This window comes from Oligoflexus sp. (assembly GCF_035712445.1).
Taxonomy (GTDB): Bacteria; Bdellovibrionota_B; Oligoflexia; order Oligoflexales; family Oligoflexaceae; genus Oligoflexus.
Genome location: NZ_DASTAT010000105.1, coordinates 15,223 through 31,536 on the forward strand (window position 1 = coordinate 15,223; position 16,314 = coordinate 31,536).

Here is a 16,314-nt window from a genome sequence, read left to right on the forward strand (position 1 = left end):
CCTTACTTCTTCGGCTTAAGTTTTGGTTTAAACTCAGAAAAACAGGTCACATGAGTATAGATCGTATCGAATGTATCCGTGTCGTAACATTCGATGACACCGCTTTGTGGGTCCCCAGGCGCTCCGGAGAAACTGTATCGGCATTTTCCCCGCATTCCTTGTGGAGAAGATGTTTCACTGAAACCAGACGATGACATCTCGTAAGCGTTGCGGCGGTTGACGCGAAAAATAAAATCCTGCTTTTGCGCCTTCTTATACTCGCCCGACAAAAGCTGGCCTAATACGGATTTCGCCGGTTTTTTTTCGCCCGCGTTTTCTGCCGGCTTTTCTTCCTTCTTCACATCCGACTGCACGTGAAGATTGGGCAAGGGCTCTGAGACCTTCATGGGCGTATCGTATTCCGGCAGGAATATATACCAGCGCCGGTTGTCCATCGTGTGCAAAATGATTTTACGCATCACCCCATCATCGACGGCCTCGCATTTATGAATAGGGATATTGAAATTCTCCCCGCTTTCCATGGCGCCGAGGGGCACGTAATTGGCGACGCGATAGGGTGTGGGCCAGGTGACCCAGGTGATTTCCGGATCATTTTCCACAAGGATATTGAAGTGAAGGCGTCCCGAAGAGTCGAGATCGAAAATGTCCCAGGTGATCGGCGTTTTTTTGCAGTAGGTGCGGTCCTTCTGCTCGACATCCCGGCGAACGATGAGGCAGGTGCCAGGCGGTGGATTGATCCAAAGCTCCCCCTTCACCAAAAGCGGATCGCGCCGCTCGACGGCCATGGCCCTGTTGGTCACGGTCAGCATTTCGTCGGGCCTTGGTGAAAAGAATTTTTTCAGCACGGCCTGGCGCTGCTCCAGCGTGGCATTCGAGGGAAATATGAGTTGGCTGGCCGTCAAAGCCAGGACCCAGTTCATAGCTTATCGGCCGCCTTCGAAGCGCGGGCTACGCTCGGCACTTCCGGGAAATTAAGGCGGAAAAGATCGGTGGTATTCCCAACCGTATAGAGAAGGGTGGTCGCATCCAACCAGATGGGCCAGCGCTCCTTGAGGTCCTGGGTCTTGGTCAGGCTGCGGCTGGCGCCTGCAAGATTATGCAGCCTGAGGTCATAATCATAGACATTGGCTCCGACTTTACGCGAAGCGGCATAGACCAGGATCGTGCGGAAGGGATGCCAGGCGGGATCCCGGCCATCGCCGATGAAAACGGCGTCGGTGCCATCGCGGGCGGCATAGACGCGGCCGGCCTTGGTCGCCCAGGCCATGCGGCGGCCATCCGGAGAGAGCGTGAAGGAGCTGATGCCCGATCCATCATCGGCCAGCTTTTTCAATTCGAGTCCCAGCTCGCCCAGCCACAGGACGGCCTGCTGACTGACGACCCAGTTGCCGATCACGCTGCGCTTTTCCTTTTGCCATTTCGCGGGGCGTTCGCCCGGAAATTCCAGGCGTTTCTGCAGTATCCCTTTTTCATGCATCATGAAGATGGTGTTGTCGTATGGGTTCAGAACGGGAAAGCCGGTCGAGCCCTGGAGCGTATCCAGGACGGATTTTTGATTCAGAACGGTATCGAAGGCGGAGAGTTCGCTGACGACTCCGTTTTTATCGCGGATGAGTTCACGGAAAAAAAGTCGGACCCCATCGGGGCTCCAGAAAAATCCGGGACCGACGCGATGGGGCGTGACTTCCAGCACATCCTGGGTGGCAAGGTCCATGATTCGCAGGGATTGACCCTGATCATTGGTGAAGGCCAAAAGTTTTTTATTGGGACTGAGGCTCAGATGGTTCATGCCTCCCTCGGTCCGCATCACGGGTTCGACGGCCGGCATCAGCGGTCCGGCGGGTGATGCCATAACAGATTGATAACAATGGAAAAATAGGACAAGAATCCAGGCGCGCATCGGCATGGAAAACCTCCCTTTCGCAAACGGGGATCAGGCGCTACTGCTATTATAATGTGCGTGCGCCAGGCAATTTCGAGCCCCTGGTGCTTTTCAAAAGTTTTATACAATGGAGGGGAGGGGCTCTTAAAAAAGGCTCAAGTTTTTTCCAAAAATGACCGATAGGGCAAGGTTGGTAATTGGAGGTGCTGATATGAAATTGCAAAGTTGCACCCTGATCGCGCTGGGATTTTTGATCTCAGGCAGTCTTTGGGCTCAAAACAAGGCTCCAGCGGGCAAAGAATCGGGCGGTCGCCGCAAGATCCTGACCCAGGAAGCCCGGACCAAGGCCAATAAAACTGATATCGACTTCGATGCCGCCGCGATTGATGGTGAGCGCCGAATTCCTGCCGGTATCGCCATCGGTGGCGCCAAGCAGGAGCACGAATACGATCTGATCAACCTGCGGCTGCGCTGGCATCCCGAGATGATCAAGTCCACGTCCAACCTGGAAACAGGCAAGGGGCAGTGAGTCCAGGGGAGAGGCCTTCTCTCCCGCTCTAAAGCATGCCGCTTAGAGGATGCCGCTTAAAGGATGCCGTTATCTCGTCAGAGAGCGGTATGCAGACTCAAAAAATTATCCAGCCCATCCAGATCCGCTTTCTGCGTATTGCTCTTTCTGAGCACCATCCATTTATAGCGATCCGCGACATAATACGTCGGCAGCTCAGGCTGGTGAAAGGCTTCCAGGACATTGGCCGAGGCCATCATCGCGTTGCCGCCGATCTTATACACGTTGGAAAAACCGCGGGCATCGCTTTCCGTATCATGCGCGAAGACATAAACGAAATCCGTGAAGCGGTTCTGATATTTTTCCTCGATGCGCTTGAATTCCTTGATCTGCTGCTGACAGGGAACACACCATGAAGCCAGGAATACGATGACCGTCACGCGTCCATCCCGAGGTGCGACGCTCTTGTTTTCGCGTCGATCCAGACTCGTCGCTTTGAAAGAGGGAAAGGCGACCCAGCGATGGACATAATGATCCGCTCGGGTCGGGGCACCATTCTTGCTATCTTTCGCTTCGCCCGCATGGCCGGCGTCGTGGGCGGCTTCCTTGGCGTCTTCTGCCTTTACGTTGACGCCTGGCAGAAGAAGCGTCATGATAAAGAAAACTCGTGCTATCACGGCGGGAAGCCCTCCAGGGTATGGTCTCTGGCCTTAATTATAGCACGAATGCGAAGAAACGGTGGCTGCGCTTGGAAATCAATACTGACGATCTCCTCCAGGTTTGGTCGTTCAACTGGGGCATAATGGATGTCCTGATTGGCGGCAAATCCTCGATCGACCTTCAGGAACTCAAAGTCCGAAGCTGGCAGGATGCCACGGAATTTTTACGTTACTATGGCTACGATCCGGATGTGCCTGCCGATGCGCAGAAAATTCATATGGTGATCTGCGAAGCCTGGAATTTTATCGAACAGTATCTGATGCCTTTCGAATGGAGCCGGGGCAAGCAGCCGCCGTCTCAGCTCCTTTATACACACGACGCTCGGGACATCATCCTCGCCGCCTCGGATTTACGTCCCGAGGTCGCGACAACCCAGGCCTGGGCCTGCGCCGTCCTCAGGGTCATGCATACGATCGCTCATATAGATGGTGTCACCAAATATGCGGATATTGAAGCCGCGCGCACGCAGGTGATGAATCGCTTCCTGAAGTTCGTGTTCCGCGATCAGGACGGCAAGCTGCGGTTCGGCGACCGCCAGACGAGTGTGGTGCTGGATCGCATCGAATGGAAGCTGCGGAAGTCGCGGGAGTCGATCATTCTCAAGCTTCTGCACAAAAAAGCCAATGTCGCAGAAACGATATACGATCTGCTCGGCATTCGCATCATCACGAAAAAGCTGGCCGATGTCATGGTCGTGGTGAAATTTTTGCGCGACTTTCATATCGTCACCTTTCCCAACTGCAATCCCTCGCGGGCGCGGAACTCTTTGATCGATGTCGAAAGTTTCAAGCACAATGTGGATATGCTGCGGGAAATGCTGGAGGACGGGCGGATCAAGCCGCAGGAATTCACCAACATCCTTCAGGGTCTCACCAAACCCCTGGCGGCCGTCAACAGCGCCGCCAATCCCCATACCGCGAAAGGCTATCGGGCCGTGCAGCTGACCTGCCGGCAGCTCATCCGTTATCCCAATCCAGCCCTGCGCTGGCAGGAAAAGCTGCGGAGTTATCTGGGCGAGAAAGACATCAGCGAGCAGGTCCATCAGATCTGTACCGAGATTCTGCAGCTGGCCGCCACGGAGCCCCAGGACGAGCAGCTGGAAGGTTTCTTCCCTTTCGAACTGCAGGTGATGGACGAAGCGTCCGCCGCGCAGAACGCGATGGGCGAGGCGAGCCACGATCGCTATAAGCAGTCGCAGGTCAAGGCCGCGCGTCGCCGTGTGTTGAATCGAGTCCTGAGCCTTGCGGAAAGTGCGAGCTGATACCGCGCATCACGCCGCTTGCTGGGACTTTGTGGGAGTCTCCAGCGGCAGTGTTATGCGGAAAAGAAAAGGCCTATAGCCGTTCGATAAGGTCTGGGGTGACCGCGGTCAGGGATTGAGCGGTTGTCATACCGAATAGCCCAAGCAAATGCGAATTACAGACTCAGTCCGCCTTTCAACATCAAGTTCTTTTGCCATTACGTTCTTCGAGATATTTTGAAGCTGATGCAGGTGCTCTGTCACAGCATCTGACAGTTGCCGGACAATTCTGTCATCTTTGCTTTCGCAGGCCATACTGATCTCTACACTCAAGATCGAAACCTTCACCATCTATGAAGCGAATCACGCAAAAATTCTTGTGTCTGCCCTTTCGTTCGTATGAACGGGATCGGTCACACTTTATCAATTTGTTAAGAAAGACAATTGAGATTCAAAGTTGTAAGCATCTTCGACAGCCTAAGTTGTCTCTGCTGAAAGCAGTACGGGCACTACAGGTATTGTCAGTTATGCTGAGTATTTGACTCAGCGGTGTCGCGCAAAGCTATCATTAAATCTATAAGGCTTCACAGCTAGGTAGAAAACCCCAATTCGCACAACGTGAATACAGTGGGACCTCGTCTGTGGATCGATGTCTCCGGAACACTTAGGCGAGACAGGCGCTTTCGTGCTAGCGAAGGGCTTCATCCATCCACCGGGCACGCTTGATCAGCCAGTCATGGAGATCCTGCACTTCCGCGAGATGACTTCCAAGCGCCTGACGATTAGGCCAAACCAATTCATTCAGAATCGGCCAGCGGACAAAATTTTCCCGTGCCTCTGGCGCAATATGCTGTAATGTTTCATGGATGAAGCTGCTGAGATTGTGATCGCTGAAGGGACCTTCTCGCATGCCTTTCCAGCGACTTCGGGTTTGTTCGGCATACTTCGGATCGCGCATCAGATTGCGCATCCATAATGCGATCTGGCTATCTGCGAAATCGAATTGCCAACCTTCAGTTGCACCGTTGTAGCCATAGTTGGCATTGCCAAAGGCAAGATCAAAATCCCAGACCGGACCCATCTTGAGTTTTGCATTCGGCCCCCTATCTTTAGTCAGGTAGGTACTCAGATAGTAAGTGTCGACGTCTCGGAAAAGCTCGCGCAGAAGCAGGTAGGATTGAAAACTCGCGGTATCAATCCAATGAGTATGATGGAGGGGGCTATCCTCCGGGACAACCATGCTTTGCCCGAGTACCTCCCGAATTCGATCATGATACTCCTGAATATAGGATGTTTGCGCTGGTGATAACTTGTCTTTTTTCACATTGTCAACCATGAGCCCCACTTCGGTCGCCCCATCCAGGGCCAATTTTTCAGGGTCGACACGATCCATTCGCAAAAGATAACCCCCGGAAGGGTCTTCGGCTGTCGGCTTCTGAAGGTTGACACGCTCTTTGCTCACCTCGATTCGTTCCGTGAGTACGTAGAGTCCATGGAAGGTAGGCTTCCCATCGACCATAAAGTAAAGGGATACAAAGGCACTGCGCGGAGCATAGACATTGAGGCGCCTCGCCAGATTCAATGCCGTATAGTTGCGCATCAATGTCTTGTCCGCGTATTGCCCGTTCAGGACCCATTTTTGTCCTGCAGGGCAGCTTGGATCGAGGAGCGGCAGCTCAATGCCTTTTCCATTGCCACCAATGGATTCCACTGCAAACTGCTTTTTTGGGAACGAGCGGGAGGAGTTGCCGCGCAACTTGATGAGTATGTCGGTCACCAGCCCAGGATTCGATTGTCCAGGCTGCCCACGCTCATACATCGACAGCGTACCCCGCAGTTCCTGATCCGGAGGAATTTCAGCACCAGCTGGCGTTTGAATGACGATAGTCCTTAAGGTATTCCTCAGGGCCAGCTCGCAGGGGTCGGAATATTCATAGTGCGGTCCGTCGCCATTTATGGTCAACAATTGAGAAACATCTGCAGTTTGCTTTTGGTCTTCATTCACCTTTGTGGGGATAGGTAGATTTGGTTTTGGCGAATGTCTTCGGCTCTCGTAGGGTCTGGAACAAGCTGCTTGAAAAGCGAGAAGTGCGATCACGATTGACAATGGTGAGCGTAATAGGAACAGCATAAGATCCTCTTAAACAGCAACAGTGGGAACTACGTCAACGTCAGGGCGAACTCAGAAACCCGACGCGATGCGGAATACGCAAGGGACAGGCCAGAGCAAGCATGGATTAAAGGTGCTGATGTCATGAGGTTATTTTAAGATCTGCGAAGGTTTTCGCTTTAGAATATGTACAGAAACCTTTCAAAATATTGGAATGTTTTACGACGGCCTGCGTTTAACTAAAGGTTCTCTTTAGAAAGCTGTAACATTTTGATATTACAAAATAATAGGCAGGATGTGACGCTCAGAGACTTCCCGGCGATCGATCCTTGGCTTTTCCAGGTGATGCCTTGGATCACGAGGTGAATTGCAAAAGTGAAGTGCTGGCGGAGCTGGAATCGTTGAAATTTCACAGTAAGAAGATCCGTCGGCGGAGTTCCAGCAGAAAATGATCGCGATACAAGGCCATGCAGGCGCCCCCGGGTCCTTGATCTCCAAAACCTGGGTCAGGTGAGCCGAGAAATCTTTCGCAATCCGACCATCCCGCCCGACCGTGCAAACGCCTTGAGGAATATGGTCCAGAAGCGAGCGGATCGCCCGGGTTTTCGTATCCACAAGCTTTTCCAGATTTCGATTGAAGTCGGTGATTTCCTGGTTTTTGACCTGAAGCTCTTCGGCGAGCATATGGGAACGTTGATGAGCTTCGGCGGCCCGAAGTCCAACGATCTGTGATTGAAGGATCAAAAAGATCATCACGGCCCAGGGAGTAATGAAAATTTCCGATGAGGACATGGCCGAAGCAATATCAAAGACCGCGGCGAGCGCGATCAGAAAACATCCCATGAGGACGAGGCTGGCCCCGGACTGCCGGCGCCTGAGGGCTTTGTAGCTATAGGCGATGAAGGTGAAGGTTGAAACCATGACCAGGGTCTGAGTGAAGGTCAGAAGATAAGGGAGTATGAGCAGAGAGCCGCCCAGGCAGCAGGCGATCACGCTCAGGTTACAGATGTTGAGGATCTTGTCCCACAGCGTGAAGCGCCCCGCGCGGAAGGTGAACACGAGGAAGGCGAGATAGCTGCAGATTCCCATGTTCATCGACAAAAATTCCTGCCGCAGAAGCCAGTAAAAAAAGAAGTCGGGCACACGCTCGGTGATGAAGGGCGAGGTGCTGCAAAGCCTCATGACGCCGGCCAGCGAAACCAGGGCCAGCATCAGAGCGGCCTTGTCCTCGCGCCGTCGCACCCACATCATGAGACTGTAAATACCCACACTCAGCATGATGCCCATGCCGAGCACACTCACAAATCCTTCGACTTCAAAATTGCTGCGGATCGTTTCCCCTGTGCCCAGGAAAACAGGGAAATAAAGGCCGCCCCAGGCGTAATCCACATTTCTGACCTGAAGCAGCACGATATAATCACGGGTCTGAGTGGGGAAGAAATGAACGAAGGCAGGTCGACGGGAGCCTTGGAAATTCCGGGAATCAAGCTGCCCCTTTTCCACCAGGTGAAAAGCCCGAGGCTCATCCTTGGGATACACCCACAGTCGATAGGCCGTGCCTGCGCCCTTGATACCAATTTGATAACCGTCGGGCCGCATGGAAACATTGCGAAGCGTCAGCTTATAGGTGGCGAATCCCGCAGCGGGGCGCCGCGTGCCATCAGCCAGGGGCCCATCATTCCAGCTGCGGCCGGCTGCAAGCCACTCCTTGGGCTCGGGATGATCCGCACCCACTTCAAGGAGCTGTTCCCAGTGAAATTCCCAGGGCTCATGGATGGAACCATAATGCTGTCCAGTCTGCCAGTTGCTGAGGTCCAAGGTCCCCGCGGCCCTTGTGGGCGCTGTTGAGAAGAACCATAAAGCCAAGGCCAGGATAAAATTCCGCATGGACGGTGCACCTCGCTGCGAAAATTAACCGCTTAGGCCACGCGCGGATTCTTGGCCTTGTTCGATCTTTGAATACAAATCAAGCTTTGATCATCCGGCCGCGACGGGCTCTGCAATGTGCTGTGGAGCCAGCCTTCAATCTGATCCAAAGGCGGACGATCGATCTTTTCCTGCCGCAGATGACGGACGAGGCGTTTCAAATCCTTCGTCTCGTGCATGAAACCATCGGTGAAGGTGAAAAGGGTCTGATGATCCTGAAGATCGACGTCGCAGCGGGCCAGTTCGATGGTTGGATTCAAACCGATGGGACTGCTGCGCATCACAAAATATTCAGCCTGCTTGCCACCGAAGACAAAGCAGCCTGGGCCGCCGGCATTGAAAAGTTCAATGCGGCCGTCGCGATAAAGGACGATGGCGCTCAGACTGCAGACGACATGCTGATCGAAGAGTTCGATCAGGCGACGATTGAGGCGCGCGAAGCTCTCCTCCACGCCGAGCTTCTGCTCCTCGCAGTCTTTCAGAATACCAATCAGGGCGGCAACTGGAATCGCAGCGGACGGGCCGGTGCCCATGACGTCGCCCATGAAGATCCTGCGCTCACCCAGGGAAAAATCCCAGACATAAAGCCAATCCCCGGACATGCCGGCCACGGGCTTATACTGCATGTTGTACTGAAAGCCGTAGAAAGTTCCCTGCAGAGCCCGCGGCAAAAGCAGCTTCTGCACCGCGCGGCCCAATGCGAGGTTACTTTCCAGCTCGGCCTTCTTATGCATTTCTTCCAAGCGCAGAGCTTTCTCAGCGTAATAGTTCTTTTCAATGAGCATCATCTTCATCTCGTCCTGGATCCGCACATGAGCGAAGTGAATGAGGCTCGTGCCGGTAAAGGCGATCAAAGGAATCAGCCAGGGCATCCAGATCTGGGCATAGCTGAAGAGCACGAGGGCCAGGGTGCTGGTCAACGTCCAGGCGCTGACGAGGTAAACCCAGTAGTAACGCACCCGCGCATTGATCCCGAGCACGATCCCGGCAATGCCGAAGGTCAGGATCAAAGCGATATCGGTTTCCCAGCGGCTGATCCAGCGGCCATCGAGGACGTCGCTGATCATGGACGCGATGATGAGGCCACCCGGGATTTCACCGAAGGGTCCGCCCTCATGAAAGTCGGTGTTGCCAGTGGCGAAAGCGAGCAGGACCAGGACGATGTCGCCTTCGTTGATCTGCGTTTCCACTTCCCCGGCCTGCGCTCTTTGCAGGATGGGGCGAAGCGAAACGGAACGCTGATAGAAATCACCTGGAGGACGATGGTTGATCAAAAGCCCGCCGCGTTTGGTCAAAGGGACCTCACGGCCATTGATGGTGAGGGCCTTTTGCCCCAGTTTGATGGATGACGCTGAATAAAGGCTGAGATGCGGCAGCAGCGTTTCATCATTGATCTGATAGAAGGGCGAGATCGTTCCATCGCGATTATAGGTGATGTGGCCGGTCGCCCGCACGAGTTCCCCATAGCCCGACGAATTGCCGTAAGGAATCCAGGATTGCCTGAGGTCAAGATTATAAGGCAAATTCGGGAGCGTCAGGCCCTCTTCCAGATAGGTGCTGGCCCGATAAGCTTTTTGCGAGAGATCGGTGGGCTCGCGGAAACGAAGCGGGAACTGACTCGGAAAGCTTCCTGTATAAACGGGAAGGCTGGCCAGGGAGTCAGGCAGATTCCCGGCAATTCCCGTTGGCTGATCGGACAGAAGACTATCGATCAGGATGGCCTGCGGATGACGTTTCCCCACCGCATCCAGGAGCATGGCAAGCTGCGCATAGTTCAGACGCGGCCCCCCGAGATAGGAAAAGGTGCTGTCGTCGAGCGCGATCACTTTGAGTTTCGGATGAATGGGAGGGGTTTGACCAAGGTACTCGCGCACATTGAAAAAAATCGGCGCGATGATGCGCGTATCAATGTAGGAACCGAGCGACGAAGCCTGGACGGCCAGCATGATGAGCAGAAAGGCGCTCGCCAGCCCGTGGAAAATAGGCCACGAAAGTCCGTTCAGGAAAATGGATGTTTTCTTCAGTCGATTCATGATTCCCAAGCCAGAGAGTGTCTGTCCCCCTTATCGGAAAAAAGCCGCGTGACTCAACCAGAACGCCTTATCCTGCAAGGTTTTTATGAGAAGTACCAAAGCGGGCAAGCGGCCGAGGCCACAGGCGGAATCAAGGGTTTTGGTCCCTTGGCCAGTCGCTTCTCAAAGGCGCGCTCTTAACTGTCCGGTCGACCAGGTTATGCTGGTGAAAGTGTGCAGACTTTGCTACTCAAGGGCTGGCTGGCTATTCAGTCGATCACCTTGAGATATGTTTTCGCGCTTTCTTGCAACACGATGAACATAAAGATTCAGCTTGGCCTTTCCTTTTCCGCCTTGAAGAGATAGATCTGAATCAGACTTACAAGGAGGAAATATCATGCTTCGCCTCATCAATATAATCGCCGGTCTCAGTGTTTCTCTCTCTGCTTTCGCAGCCACTCCTGGTTACCGCCATATCAAAGAAGAAGCGGTTCTGCAGGACGTCGCGGTCGAGCCTACCAACGGTGGATTCAATCCTGATTTCCGCGCCTATATCGTTCGCGGTCAGGTGATGGTCGGCTCCAACAGCTGCTTTGCGCAGGGGCTGCAAGCCAAACTCGAAGTGCAGAAGGCTGCGGATGGCACGGACGAAATCGTGGCCTATGTCGAGGGTCGCCAGCGCAAAAATCTCGTCTGCATTGAAATCTTCCAGCCTGTTTACGCCGAGGTTTCGGTGACCGTGCGCGGCGAGAAGAACCTTGCGGAAAACGTCTTCATCCGCAACGTCGATGAGATGGGCACGCTGCGTCCTCTCAGTGATTTCATCCCCTATAATGAAAACGAGGAAAACAGCTGCAATCAGCCTGCTTTCTGCACGCGTGAATACCGCCCAACGATCTGCACCGTCAACGGTCAGGAGATCAAAGGCAACAATCGCTGTGAAGCCCTGGTCAACGTGAAGCGTTATGCCTGTCTGAACGGCTTCACCTTCCAGGATGATGAAGTCAGCTGTCGTTACGCCTCGATCGCCGAGTAAGTCTAGTAAAAGAGGCCGGGTCCCTAGGGGCCCGGCCTCTTTCGTATGTGGAGCTTATTGAGTCAGGTTCAGGATCGTGGCCACCAGTTTCGACGGCATCACAGGCTTGGCAAGGTGAGCGTTGAAACCATTCTGCCGGGCGGTGATGCTATCTTCAAGCCGCGCATAGGCGGTCAGAGCAATGGCCGGCATGGTTTCCCCATTGATATCAAGCTTTCTGAGTTTTCGAATGAAGCTGTAGCCGTCCTCGTCGGGCATGGCGATGTCGCAGATGCAAAGATTCGGGCGCTGTTTGGTTTCCCTTAGATAGCGCATTGCGGATTTCACCGACGAGAATTTTTCGATATGCGCGCCGACCCGTTCCAGGATCTTGGCCGTGAGCATGCACGTGTCCTCGGAGTCATCAATCACGATGATATGATAGTTGGTCAAAGGTTTGGTGGCATCCAGACGGCGGAAGGTCAGGGCCTGGCTCAAAAGATCCTCGCCGGTATGCAGAACCGGGCTGGGTGACTGAACCTGAGGCAGATCCAAAGCCACGGGCAGCTGCACGATGAAGGTCGCGCCTTGACCCAGGCCTTCGCTTTGAGCTTCAATCATACCGCCATGCAGTTCGACAAGGTGCTTGCAGATCGCAAGCCCAAGGCCAAGGCCCCCATGGGTTTTGGTGGTCGAGGCATTCTCCTGGCGGAAGCGTTCGAAGACATGGGGCAGAAAATTAGGATCGATGCCCATGCCGCTGTCACGAATGGCCACAGACACATTCGGGCCGTCCAGTGTCGTGGTCACATGCAGGGTGCCGCCGCGTTCGGTGAATTTGACCGCATTTGACAGAAGGTTCCAGAAAACCTGCTGCAGGCGGGCCCTATCCCCGGACACACGAACCTTGTCCTCGGGGAAACTGGTTTCGATGCGAATCATTTTGGCGGAAGCAGCCAGCTCGACAACCTGGATCGCAGCCTTCAGAACAGCCGAAAGATCGACGTCCAGGCGTTCCACCAGGAGCTTGCCGCTGGTGATGCGCGAGATATCAAGCAGATCATCAATCAGTTCCGACTGAGCTTTGGCATTGCGCCCTATGACTTCCAGCGAATGCCGATGATCATCATTCAGGCAGGGACCTGCGAGCAAGAGTTCGGCATGGCCAAGGATCGCGGCCAAGGGCGTGCGCAGTTCATGGGACAGAGTGGCTAAAAATTCATCTTTGATTTTATTGGCCTGCCTGGCTTCTTCGTAAAGCCGTTCCGCTTCGCGCCGGGCGGTCTGTTCTTTGACGATGCTTTCCGCCAGAGCCTGTTCAGCCCGCTTCACCCGCAGAAGAGCCCGCACCGTGGCGACGAGTTCAATCGGTTCGATCGGACTGATCAGGTATGCGTCAGCCCCTTCCTGCAGGCCGTGCGCCTTGTCTTCGACCTTATTGTAGTAGGATGAAAGATGCAGGACGGGCGTGAAACGAAGAGTCGGATCGGTCTTGATGCGCTGGCAGACTTCGAAACCATTCATCCCGGGCAGCTTCACATCCAGGATCACCAGATCGGGACTCTCCGTTCGTGTGAGCTGCAGACCCGATTCACCTGATCCCGCCTCCAGAACCCGATACCCTTCGCGTTCCAGAACCCGCCTGATCACGTAACGATTGGCTTCCTTGTCGTCTATATGCAGTATCGTACTCGCGGATTTGGAATGCATTATCAAGGGTCTCCTCGCATGGACGCTTCATCGGACATCATGAGTCCGCGCAAGTGGTGTTTCCAGGCCACGCATGGCGTAAGTTGAATCAATCAAAAACTGGGAGCTGCTGCTTGGAAAAGTCTCGCTCATCCCATCTCGGGATAGAATGGCTCCCAAAGAGCCCGGGCTGGGCTCCATCACGTTCGATTGTTTTTCATGATGCACGAGCGGCAGAATCAAGGAAAATGTGGAGCCTTGACCCGGCGTACTCTTCAGCTGGATGTGGCCGCCGAGAAGCGAGGCGAAACGCTTGCACAGAGGCAGGCCGAGGCCAGTGCCGTGACCGAAAGGAGGTCGCGTGGTCTCGACCTGCACGAATTCTTCGAAGATGCGGCCGTGATCCTCTGCAGCGATGCCAAAGCCTGTATCGCTCACGGAAAAGATGAGCTGATCCGGGGCCAAGGCCTCTGCGCTGACCCGTATTTCTCCGGCTTCGGTATTTTTCAGGGCATTGCTGATAAAGTTTCGCAGGATCTGTGAAACCTTGGATTCATCGGACATTAAGGAAGGCAGATCCGCAGTGTCTTCAAAAAAAACCAGATTGACATGCGAACGTTCGCTGGCTAATGGGCGAAACATGCCACGCAGGGCCGCAAAAAGTTCTTCCACGCGGAACGACGTCAGGCGCAGGCCGACCTTGCCCGATTCCAGGCGCGCGGTATCCAAAAGGTCATTGACCATTTGCGAAAGGTCTTCAACTGCTTTTTGAATGTACACGACCTGTCGCTCCTGTTCTTTGGAAAGTTCACCGTCCTGTCGCTCCAGTAACATTCTTATAAGCGAAGTTGCCGAATTGAGTGGCGTTCGAAATTCGTGCGTCATGTTCGAAAAGAACAAACTCTTCGCTTCACTGGCTTTTTGCAAGGATAATGCCTTATCTTCCAGCTCGGCATAGAGTGCCAGCACGCCCTGATTGGTTTCTGCTAATTCCCTATTCAGCTGCTCCAATTCCAACTGCTGATTCTTGAGCGCATTCAGCGCAAACATCAGCTCGCGGTTCTGCTGCTTGATTTCGTCATAAGGGTCCTGCATGCGGTTGACTTCGAGCTTCTGCCTGAGATCCTCCAAAGTTTCGGTCGTAATGATCGGAAAGGTCAGAGGCAGGGTCTTGGTGAGGGCCAGCTCGACCCCATCGTCCAAGGGGGCCACGCTGAACTCGTCCATCAGCTTTCGAGCGCCGATCAAACCAAGGCTTCTGGCATCGTTGGAAAGATTTTTATCGGTCCACTTGGCCCGCATATCGCCGTGATCCGGAAAAGCCCCCCAGACGGCGACCCTGAATTTTTTTTCCACCAGAGTGAAGCTTGCTTGCGTGAAACCATTTTTATAGGCGTAGCGCACCAGCTCGGAGACCGCGGTCGCGATACGGGTCAGCTCCTGCAGATCATAATGCAGATGCGAAGCGATCTGCCTGGCTCTTTGCCGGGCCTGAACCACATCCTGCTCGTAGCGGATATCCATCGTGAAAATGGGCCAACATAAAGAGCTGATCGTGTCTTTCATCGCGGATGACTCCCCTGCGGCCTTTGTTTGACGGTAAGTACGGTGACATCGTCCCGTCCGCGATTCCAATCACGATAAAGGACTCCGGCCAGAAGCGAGGCTTCCGAAGCCAAAGCCCAGGGATAGGCGCCTGCCACCCACTGGCTTTGAAGGCCATCCGAATGCAGCACGAGTACGGTTTTTTCGGTCCAGGGATAGATCATTTCCCTGGGCTTCCGCATCTCGTGACCGATGATGTCGGGAAAGGACAGAAGACTTTTCGGAAGCCGGTCCGGCTGCATCAGACTTCCGCTGATATTGCCGACACCGATGAAGCGGAGTTCCTGCTGTTTTGGAAGAATGCGGGCGATGCCGATCGCTGCGCCTCGGGTTCCGCGCAGGGCCAGATGTATGGTCTGAATCAAATCATCCAAAGGATCGCCGCCGAATTCCTGCATGATGAGGCAGGCCTTTTGCGCGGCTTCTGCCGCCGGAGGCCCATGACCCAGACCGTCGACCACCATGGCCGTGGCTATGCCCTGTGCCTCATGCACGTGGTAGCCGTCACCCGGGACGCGTTCATGCGGATGCGGAACCATGACCACGCCGCAGTCAAATTCAAGGGGATTCACTGTGGATAAATTATAGTTGGAATGACTACGGTAAACACGGGAGACGATGCAGGTACCCTGGCCTCGCTTGGAATCAATGGCAAAGAGCCCCGACAAACGGCGAATGCCGCCAAGGCCCATGCCCGGCGTCCCGGCCGTGGAGTAGCCGTCTTCCAAACAAAGATTGATGTTGCTCATGCCAGGCCCGTGATCGATGCCGAGGATCTCGACGCCTGTGCCCTGACCGTCGTGCACCGAGCGGATCAGCACTTCGCCGCGCTCTGCGTGTTTTTGTATATTGTTCCCGATCTCGGTCACTACAAGTGCAAGCTTGCCGGCATCGGTTTCATTGAATAAAAGACTCGACGCAAGTGCTTTTGCAATGCGTCTGGCTTCGCCGACCTGTGAAGGGTCGGACATGGGTATATTCCAGCTGGCCTCCATAATAGTCCTACTTCCATCGCGTAATCACCACGCGCGTGCCTGCACCGACACTTGACGTGATTTCAAATTCATTGACGAGGCGCCTGGCGCCTCCGAGGCCCATTCCAAGCCCGACGCCCGAGCTATATCCATCTTTCATAGCCAGATCAAGATCGGGAATGCCCGGACCCTGATCCTCAAAGGTAAGACGCAGGCCGCTCCGATATTCACGCAGAAGCACTTCAATCGCCACCGATCCACCGCCGCCGTAAATCAGAACGTTGCGCGCCAGCTCACTGGCTGCTGTTACAATCTTGGTCTGATCGACAAGACTGAATTTCAGATCGACGCTGACCGCGCGCACCTTCTGCCTCACTATGACGACATCGGTCTCTGTCCTTATCGGCAGGACGCTTTGATTAAGAGTATTCATTCATCCTGTTCTCTGGGGGGGAACGGATGAACCCATGCAGGTGCTCCATGCCCTGTTCCATATTCAAAGCCGTGCGCACGCCTTTGAGCGTGAGGCCCAGTTCCACAAGGGTAATGGCCACCGCCGGCTGCATGCCGACGACTACGGTTTCGGCGTCCAAAATCCGGGACATGGCGGCGATGTTGCTCAGCATCTGGCCG

At 54.3% G+C, this 16,314-nt stretch carries 13 protein-coding genes and 1 pseudogene; 3 read left to right on the forward strand and 11 right to left on the reverse strand.

Annotated elements, in window-relative coordinates; translation table 11 throughout:
- Nucleotides 1-2: 2 nt before the first annotated feature.
- Nucleotides 3-920 carry a hypothetical protein gene (locus tag VFO10_RS23220; RefSeq protein WP_325144379.1) on the reverse strand — a complete coding sequence of 306 codons (918 nt, stop codon included), beginning with the start codon at nucleotides 918-920 and terminating at the stop codon, nucleotides 3-5.
- Complete coding sequence (locus tag VFO10_RS23225; protein WP_325144380.1) at nucleotides 917-1,906, reverse strand: hypothetical protein; 990 nt, start codon at nucleotides 1,904-1,906, stop codon at nucleotides 917-919. The genes VFO10_RS23220 and VFO10_RS23225 overlap by 4 nt, the downstream gene beginning before the upstream one ends.
- 187 nt (nucleotides 1,907-2,093) lie before the next feature.
- Between VFO10_RS23225 and VFO10_RS23230 the strand changes: the two genes are divergently transcribed.
- Nucleotides 2,094-2,411: a hypothetical protein gene (locus tag VFO10_RS23230; protein WP_325144381.1), complete on the forward strand. Its 318-nt coding sequence runs from the start codon at nucleotides 2,094-2,096 to the stop codon at nucleotides 2,409-2,411.
- A 77-nt stretch (nucleotides 2,412-2,488) separates the two neighbouring features.
- Here VFO10_RS23230 and VFO10_RS23235 read toward each other — a convergent pair whose 3' ends face one another.
- On the reverse strand, nucleotides 2,489-3,067 hold the full coding sequence (locus VFO10_RS23235) for a TlpA family protein disulfide reductase (RefSeq protein WP_325144382.1): 579 nt from the start codon (nucleotides 3,065-3,067) through the stop codon (nucleotides 2,489-2,491).
- A gap of 20 nt (nucleotides 3,068-3,087) precedes the next feature.
- Between VFO10_RS23235 and VFO10_RS23240 the strand changes: the two genes are divergently transcribed.
- Nucleotides 3,088-4,371, forward strand: a complete 1,284-nt coding sequence (locus VFO10_RS23240) for a TIGR04552 family protein (RefSeq protein WP_325144383.1) — start codon at nucleotides 3,088-3,090, stop codon at nucleotides 4,369-4,371.
- 667 nt (nucleotides 4,372-5,038) lie between these two features.
- Here VFO10_RS23240 and VFO10_RS23245 read toward each other — a convergent pair.
- The 3 genes from VFO10_RS23245 to VFO10_RS23255 form a co-directional block, all read right to left on the reverse strand.
- Nucleotides 5,039-6,481: a CotH kinase family protein gene (locus VFO10_RS23245; RefSeq protein WP_325144384.1), complete on the reverse strand. Its 1,443-nt coding sequence runs from the start codon at nucleotides 6,479-6,481 to the stop codon at nucleotides 5,039-5,041.
- A gap of 255 nt (nucleotides 6,482-6,736) precedes the next feature.
- Nucleotides 6,737-8,347 carry a 7TM-DISM domain-containing protein gene (locus VFO10_RS23250; RefSeq protein WP_325144385.1) on the reverse strand — a complete coding sequence of 537 codons (1,611 nt, stop codon included), beginning with the start codon at nucleotides 8,345-8,347 and terminating at the stop codon, nucleotides 6,737-6,739.
- A 32-nt stretch (nucleotides 8,348-8,379) separates the two neighbouring features.
- The gene (locus tag VFO10_RS23255) at nucleotides 8,380-10,419 is read right to left on the reverse strand and encodes a SpoIIE family protein phosphatase (RefSeq protein WP_325144386.1); all 2,040 of its coding nucleotides are present in this window, start codon (nucleotides 10,417-10,419) and stop codon (nucleotides 8,380-8,382) included.
- A gap of 376 nt (nucleotides 10,420-10,795) precedes the next feature.
- Between VFO10_RS23255 and VFO10_RS23260 the strand changes: the two genes are divergently transcribed.
- Nucleotides 10,796-11,434, forward strand: coding sequence for a hypothetical protein (locus VFO10_RS23260; RefSeq protein ID WP_325144387.1), 639 nt, complete (start codon nucleotides 10,796-10,798; stop codon nucleotides 11,432-11,434).
- Between the two features lie 54 nt (nucleotides 11,435-11,488).
- On the opposite strand, the gene VFO10_RS23265 is transcribed toward VFO10_RS23260, so the two are convergent.
- The 5 genes and pseudogenes from VFO10_RS23265 to VFO10_RS23285 all read right to left on the reverse strand — a co-directional run.
- Nucleotides 11,489-13,123: a response regulator gene (locus tag VFO10_RS23265; protein ID WP_325144388.1), complete on the reverse strand. Its 1,635-nt coding sequence runs from the start codon at nucleotides 13,121-13,123 to the stop codon at nucleotides 11,489-11,491.
- A gap of 27 nt (nucleotides 13,124-13,150) precedes the next feature.
- Nucleotides 13,151-14,668 (reverse strand): ATP-binding protein, encoded by a 1,518-nt coding sequence (locus VFO10_RS23270; RefSeq protein ID WP_325144389.1) that lies wholly within the window; start codon nucleotides 14,666-14,668, stop codon nucleotides 13,151-13,153.
- The gene (locus tag VFO10_RS23275; RefSeq protein WP_325144390.1) at nucleotides 14,665-15,678 is read right to left on the reverse strand and encodes an ATP-binding SpoIIE family protein phosphatase; all 1,014 of its coding nucleotides are present in this window, start codon (nucleotides 15,676-15,678) and stop codon (nucleotides 14,665-14,667) included. The genes VFO10_RS23270 and VFO10_RS23275 overlap by 4 nt, the downstream gene beginning before the upstream one ends.
- Before the next feature lie 31 nt (nucleotides 15,679-15,709).
- On the reverse strand, nucleotides 15,710-16,114 hold the full coding sequence (locus tag VFO10_RS23280; RefSeq protein ID WP_325144391.1) for an anti-sigma regulatory factor: 405 nt from the start codon (nucleotides 16,112-16,114) through the stop codon (nucleotides 15,710-15,712).
- Nucleotides 16,101-16,314: pseudogene (locus tag VFO10_RS23285) on the reverse strand (STAS domain-containing protein); the annotation flags it as partial. The gene VFO10_RS23280 and the pseudogene VFO10_RS23285, both read right to left, overlap by 14 nt.

Excerpts from the sequence above, each read along its gene's own strand:
- VFO10_RS23220 (WP_325144379.1), bottom strand. The coding sequence starts at position 920 with ATGAACTGGGTCCTGGCTTTGACGGCCAGCCAACTCATATTTCCCTCG.
- VFO10_RS23225 (WP_325144380.1), bottom strand. The coding sequence starts at position 1,906 with ATGCCGATGCGCGCCTGGATTCTTGTCCTATTTTTCCATTGTTATCAA.
- VFO10_RS23230 (WP_325144381.1), top strand. The coding sequence starts at position 2,094 with ATGAAATTGCAAAGTTGCACCCTGATCGCGCTGGGATTTTTGATCTCA.
- VFO10_RS23240 (WP_325144383.1), top strand. The coding sequence starts at position 3,088 with ATGGTCTCTGGCCTTAATTATAGCACGAATGCGAAGAAACGGTGGCTG.
- VFO10_RS23245 (WP_325144384.1), bottom strand. The coding sequence starts at position 6,481 with ATGCTGTTCCTATTACGCTCACCATTGTCAATCGTGATCGCACTTCTC.
- VFO10_RS23250 (WP_325144385.1), bottom strand. The coding sequence starts at position 8,347 with ATGCGGAATTTTATCCTGGCCTTGGCTTTATGGTTCTTCTCAACAGCG.
- VFO10_RS23255 (WP_325144386.1), bottom strand. The coding sequence starts at position 10,419 with ATGAATCGACTGAAGAAAACATCCATTTTCCTGAACGGACTTTCGTGG.
- VFO10_RS23260 (WP_325144387.1), top strand. The coding sequence starts at position 10,796 with ATGCTTCGCCTCATCAATATAATCGCCGGTCTCAGTGTTTCTCTCTCT.
- VFO10_RS23265 (WP_325144388.1), bottom strand. The coding sequence starts at position 13,123 with ATGCATTCCAAATCCGCGAGTACGATACTGCATATAGACGACAAGGAA.
- VFO10_RS23270 (WP_325144389.1), bottom strand. The coding sequence starts at position 14,668 with ATGAAAGACACGATCAGCTCTTTATGTTGGCCCATTTTCACGATGGAT.
- VFO10_RS23275 (WP_325144390.1), bottom strand. The coding sequence starts at position 15,678 with ATGTCCGACCCTTCACAGGTCGGCGAAGCCAGACGCATTGCAAAAGCA.
- VFO10_RS23280 (WP_325144391.1), bottom strand. The coding sequence starts at position 16,114 with ATGAATACTCTTAATCAAAGCGTCCTGCCGATAAGGACAGAGACCGAT.